Source organism: Veillonella sp. CHU740 (genome assembly GCF_003992055.1).
Taxonomy (GTDB): domain Bacteria; phylum Bacillota; class Negativicutes; order Veillonellales; family Veillonellaceae; genus F0422.
The window spans coordinates 47,101-53,581 of record NZ_RQVD01000014.1; the positions used below are offsets into that span (position 1 = coordinate 47,101).

5 protein-coding genes are annotated in these 6,481 nt (G+C 36.6%); all 5 read right to left on the minus strand.

All coding sequences use genetic code 11. The features are described from left to right. Positions 1-6 precede the first annotated feature (6 nt). The 5 genes from EO115_RS07680 to EO115_RS07700 all read right to left on the minus strand — a co-directional run bounded on the left by EO115_RS07680 (position 7) and on the right by EO115_RS07700 (position 6,006). A complete protein-coding gene (locus tag EO115_RS07680) occupies positions 7-1,056 on the minus strand; it encodes a SufD family Fe-S cluster assembly protein (RefSeq protein ID WP_126938371.1) in 1,050 nt (349 codons plus the stop codon). 9 nt (positions 1,057-1,065) lie between these two features. Further along, on the minus strand, positions 1,066-2,475 hold the full coding sequence (gene sufB, locus EO115_RS07685) for a Fe-S cluster assembly protein SufB (RefSeq protein WP_126938372.1): 1,410 nt from the start codon (positions 2,473-2,475) through the stop codon (positions 1,066-1,068). 9 nt (positions 2,476-2,484) lie between these two features. After that, on the minus strand, positions 2,485-3,228 hold the full coding sequence (gene sufC, locus EO115_RS07690; RefSeq protein WP_126938373.1) for a Fe-S cluster assembly ATPase SufC: 744 nt from the start codon (positions 3,226-3,228) through the stop codon (positions 2,485-2,487). 537 nt (positions 3,229-3,765) lie between these two features. After that, positions 3,766-5,019, minus strand: coding sequence for a diaminopimelate decarboxylase (locus tag EO115_RS07695; protein ID WP_126938376.1), 1,254 nt, complete (start codon positions 5,017-5,019; stop codon positions 3,766-3,768). Positions 5,020-5,586: 567 nt separating this feature from the next. Beyond that, positions 5,587-6,006, minus strand: coding sequence for a DoxX family protein (locus EO115_RS07700; protein ID WP_126938374.1), 420 nt, complete (start codon positions 6,004-6,006; stop codon positions 5,587-5,589). Between the last annotated feature and the right edge of the window lie 475 nt (positions 6,007-6,481).

The following is a 6,481-nucleotide window of genomic DNA, read 5'->3' on the forward strand; positions in this document are numbered from 1 at the left end:
TCTCAATTATATTTTTTGTTGTAGTACTGCTAAGGCAGCTTCTTCCATTTCTTCATGGCCAATACGATCAATCAATGGTCGTAACATAGATTCTACGATGATGTGTTTTGCTTCCTCTTCGTTGAAACCACGGCTCATTAAATAGAATAATTTCGCTTGATCTAATTGACCAGCACTGGATGCGTGATTACCAGATACATTATCTTCTTTACATAATAACAATGGTAAAGAGATAGATTTAACTTGAGGTGTTAGTAACAAACATGTATCTTCTTCTGCACCTTCAGATGCGATACTACCACGCAAGAAATCTAAGGTTCCACGGAATGATTTCTTGGAAGATCCATTCAATGCACCTAAATTATTAATATTGCTAATTGTTTTTCTACCGATATGTTTCATTAACATAGCGATATCAAATACTTGTGTATCATTGCCACAGTATCCCAAATCATGTTCTACTTCAGCGTAGTCACCTACTAAATCCTCTTGGTAATTCAAGAAGTTTTCAGATCCACCCAACTCGATGTTGATGAACTCTACATGACCAGATTCTTCTACTCGTGTATAACGATGTTCAAATTGTTGCACTTTACCAGTCAACAATTGCACTTTTTTGAATACTACAGAGGCCCCTGTGTGGGATACGATTTCTGAAAGTAATCCCACATGACCATCAGTAGCTTCACCTTTCAAGCAAAGCGTTAATTCTAAGGTAGAGTCTTTTTCAGCTTCAATTTGTAGGCGTGTTCTTTCACTGACAGCACCTTGTACATCAAGGACAATCGTCAATGCTTCTTTAGCACCGGCTGGCACTTGAATGTGATAGCCATGTGTAAAGTGATGAGATGCATCGCGCAACGCACCAGCATGAACACCTTCATAAGAGGACTCTAATAATTCTTTATTTGTAATGTCTGTTACAATGTGCTTGGATCCTTCTACTGTTACCGTTGCACGTTCCGTACCAGCCCATACATTGCCTTCTGTATGATTTACCTTTAACCAACGGAAAGTCGGTCTAGGCAATTCATTAAAATGTAATGTCTTGCTCATCTTAACCTCCTAACCGATAGAACCTTCAAGTTCTAAGGTAATTAAATTATTCATTTCAACAGCGTATTCCAATGGTAATTCTTTAGAAATTGGTTCCACGAAACCACGCACTAGCATAGCTCTCGCTTCTTCTTCACTAATACCACGAGTCATCAAGTAGAAAATAGCCTCATCGGAAATACGACCGATTTTTGCTTCATGTCCTAAATCGACATTATCATTTTCAATAGTGATAGATGGAATGGTATCGGATTGAGATTCTTGGTCCAACATCAAAGATTCACAAGATACGGTTGCTTTAGAATGGTCTGCATTTTTACCGATGTTTAATACACCACGGTAAATCGCTGTACCACCGCTCTTAGAAATAGATTTAGAGTTTACATTACTTGTTGTATGTGGTGCCGCATGAATTACTTTCGCTCCTGTATCTAAGTATTGACCTTCACCAGCAAATGTAACGCCTGTAAATTCACAATGCGCCCCTTCACCAGCTAAGATACTCATAGGATACAAGCAAGATACAGCAGAACCAAAGGAACCGGATACCCACTCAATAGTACCATTTTTACCAACTCGGCTACGTTTTGTATTCAAGTTGTACATATTTTTAGACCAGTTTTCGATAGTAGAATAACGCAAAGTAGCATTATCTTTTACAAATAATTCAACGCAACCAGCATGTAAGTTAGCTACATTGTATTTTGGAGCAGAACAACCTTCGATAAAGTGTGCTTTTGCCCCTTCTTCTACGATGATTAACGTATGCTCGAACTGACCTGCTCCTGGTGCATTCAAACGGAAGTAAGACTGCAATGGAATATCCACAGTCACCCCTTTTGGCACATATACGAAGGAACCACCAGACCATACTGCACCATGTAAAGCCGCAAATTTATGATCCGTAGGTGGCACTAATGTCATGAAATATTGTTTTACAATATCTTCATGTTCGTGTAGTGCTGTCTGCATATCAGTATACACAACGCCTTGACGAATCAAGTCTTCTTGAATACTATGATATACAACTTCAGAGTCATATTGAGCGCCTACGCCAGCCAAAGAAGTTTTTTCAGCTTCTTGGATACCAAGACGGTCAAATGTCTCTTTAATGTCATCTGGAACTTCATTCCAGTCTTCTTTCATATCAATTTTAGGTTTTACATAGGTAACGATATCGGCCATATTTAAAGCACTAATATCAGGTACCCAGTTAGGCACATCTAGTTTATTGTAAATTTCAAGAGATTTTAAACGGAAATCTAACATCCATTGTGGTTCATTTTTATTGGCCCACATTTCACGAATGATATCTTCTGTTAAACCAGCTTCTGATTTATAGGAGAATTCAAATTCATTACGAATGTCATAGACGCCGCGATCCATCTCCTCAATTTGAGTTTTCTTTCTCGCTTCCATGAGATCCTCCTATGCTAAATTTTTGTATGCGTCGTAGCCTTTTTCTTCGATTTCACGAACTAGTTCAGGGCCACCAGTTTTTACAATACGACCATCGATTAAGATGTGTACATAGTTAGGTTGTAATTTTTGAAGAATTTGATTATGGTGAGTAATGATTAGCACTGCATTTTCTTCATTATGGAAACGATTTACACCTTCAGATACGATACGAACAGCATCTACGTCAAGGCCAGAGTCAGTTTCATCAAGGATAGCCAATTTAGGATTCAAAATGGACATTTGAAGAATTTCATTTTTCTTTCTTTCGCCACCAGAGAAGCCTTCATTTACATAACGATTTGCATAGGATGTATCGAAGGATAACTCTTCCATTTTAGCTTTCAATTCTTTTTTGAAAGCTAAAGCACGTACGTTTTCACCAGTAATTGTATTTTTAGCTGTACGGATGAAGTTTTCTACTGTAATACCAGGTACAGAAATTGGATGTTGGAAGGACATGAAAATGCCTTTTTTTGCACGATCGTTTACAGCTTCTTCTGTAATGTTTTCACCGTCGAATACGATGGAACCTTCTGTTACTTCATAAGCAGGGTTGCCCATGATTACATTGGCCAATGTAGATTTACCTGCACCATTCGTGCCCATTACTACATGGATCTCACCTTTATTAATTGTTAAATTGATGCCTTTTAAGATTTCTTTCTCTTCAATAGAGGCACGTACATTGTCTACGCGAAGTAATTCTGCCACGTATGTCACTCCTTATCAAATAAGCTATTATATAAAAAAGAAGACTAGTTAGGTCTTAGATTGTATCGAATGCCGTAAAAAAACGGATTCCACCAAAGTGTAATCCGCTGTCATATTCATAGTATGAGAACGCCACTTTGGCTTACATCTAAAATAGTAAATATACTATCTGTATTATACCGTGTATAGACTGGAACCGCAAGCTAATTTCTACTATTTTACTATGATATTGATGATAATTTTATATATCACCTATTCATTTATAGTATATTGAAATTTTAATTCTCTACCAAGAGACTCAACAATATTTATTATACTGAATTTTCTCAATATTGTAAATGCTATTCCCTTTAATTTTTAGGGATATAACTATAATTTATTCTAAAACTTTAATAAAAAATAGTATACATAGACCTACTCCTCATCATGGGCGACTACAATAGTAGTTGCCTCCAATTCGACGTACACTATGTATACTATTTACATTCATGAACCGTATACGAAATTCACTCTACAGATAACATATAAATATATCTATTATAACTTAGAGAAATCTAACGTAGCAAAATAATCATCAAGCGTTTCTGCACGGCGAATTTCTGTAACGCTACCATCTTCATGTAATAACAATTCAGCGGAGCGCAATTTACCATTGTAATTAAAGCCCATTGCATGTCCATGTGCACCTGCATCATGAATCACAATGCGGTCGCCCATATCTATTTTTGGCAATTGACGATCAATGGCAAACTTATCGTTATTTTCACATAAAGATCCAGTTACATCATAGGTCATTGTAGCAGGTTCATTTTCTTTACCCATCACTGTAATATGATGATAAGATCCATATAAAGCTGGACGCATCAAGTTAGACATACATGCATCTAAACCAATGTAATGTTTATAAATATCTTTTTTATGAATCGCCGTAGCTACTAAATAACCATAAGGTCCTGTTACCATACGACCACATTCATACGCTAATTGAATAGGACTATGACCTGTACCTAGAATCAAACGATCATACGCTTCTTTAACGCCTGCACTTAGCACTTTGTAATCTACTGGGGTTTGTTCTGGTTTATAGGCAACACCAATACCACCGCCAAGGTCGATGAAGGATACTTCAACACCCGTTTGTTCTTTCACACGTAATGCTAGGTTAAACATTAATTCAGCTGTACCTACTAATCCATCAATATCTAATTCATTAGACACTACCATCGTATGTAAACCAAAGTTAGTGATACCTTTTCCTTTTAGGTAGTTGATGGCTTCCATAATCTGTTCTTCTGTCATCCCATATTTGGCTTCTTCTGGAAGGCCGATGATGGTGTTACCACCTTCTTTCAAAGAACCTGGGTTGTAACGGAAGCAGAATCGATCTGGTAACTCACCATGCTGTTCCAAGTAAGCTATGTGCGTAATATCATCTAAATTGATAATAGCACCTAATTCTATTGCTTTTTTATATTCTTCGTATGGCGTATCATTAGAGGAAAACATAATATCATCTCCAGTGATACCTACCTTTTCACTTAGAATTAATTCTGCCATAGATGAGCAATCAGCACCAACACCAATTTCTTTCATCATTTTCATAATGTATGGATTTGGTGTTGCTTTCACAGCAAAATATTGTTTGAATCCAGGGGCCCAGCTGAAAGCATCTAAAAATGCGCACATATTGTCCATAATGCCCTTCGCATCATATATGTGGAATGGCGTTGGATATTGGGCAATAATCGTTTCTAATTGTTCTTTTGTAAATGGTGTTGTTTTTGCGTTCATCATAACTCCTCAATCTATTTGTAATACACTATGCAACAGCCTCTTTCTGTAACATAGCAATATGTCAAACAATAGGCATTCAATGTTTAATATCTTAGTATAAGGCTCACACAGTTGAGTCTAAACTATAACAAGATCTCCTCTCTATGAAAGATGGAGATACTAATGTGTCCTCAAATACCGATAGTATATGAATACCGTAACGTATTGTAACATACATTCTATAGAATTGTAAAGATTCTATAGAATGTATATATTAAAATAAAATATATACCTTATAAAATACAATCTTTACCTAAAAAAAGAAGTTGCACGTAGTAGCCTTGTGACGTCCCTTACTACCTAAATCACACAAATACAAGAAGCCCAAGGCGTGCTCCCCCTTAAGAAACACAATTGAGCGCAGTAGACTTCTGGCGTTCCTTACTATCTAATTTGTACAAACACAAAAAGCCCATGGCATGCTCCTCAACAAATATTATGAAATACCGTTTGAGAAGGAGTATGACATGGGCTTCCCTTTGCCATATACAGTTTAGATCTCCACAGGCTACATAGTACAACAAGTTACTTCCCAAATAGAGCTGCATCTATACTATAGCGTCCACCGCCCATAAAGAAAATTGCTAAAGCCGCAAATCCCATTTGAGACGGATAATCCCAGGAAAAGAACCCTGTGTCTACATGTAACATAGTAGCTGTAAATAAAACTCCCACTAATAGTAGGCTACCTAACCGAGTAAATAGTCCTAAAGCAACTAATATGCCTCCTAATAGTTCACTAAAAGCTGCAAAAGTACCCAGTAATTCATAGGAGCCACTTACCCCCAAAGGCGCTAACATTGAACCTACCTTATATAAACCTTCTGCTCCACTCAAGAACTTTAAATATCCATGGTAGGCCATAGAAATACCAAGAGCTAATCGTAACACCAACATACCAAAATTAACATACGTAGGTTTACTACGCAATAAAAAATGAATCATATAAAAATCCTTCCTTTCTTATAGTTTTTTATTATTAATCAGAGTCTTAAGTATACCACACTATCTTCTACTATCCTAACCACGATTGAAAGCTTACATCTATGGTGTTCATATACTTTATACTAACACCAAATAATGTCACATATAGGCTAATATCAAAAAATACGACATATTCCGGATCGCTCTTAGTTTGATCAGTTTATAGAGGAATCTGTCGTAATCTTAAGAATCATTTATACACCTTTGAACGCAGTTGTTCGTAGAAGTCTATGGTGTTCCCCTTTGCTAAAGTAATGACAACGCAAAAAGAGCACGACATATTCCTAAATCTACCTTTGGGCTCTATAATAAATGTTGGGGCTACTCATATAAGAGTAGTCGCCAACATTCTTTTTTTACAATAAAATAGACATATACAAACTCAAACCGTATCATAAAAGTAACCACACAATTAAGAAAGGGTGAGTCATATATG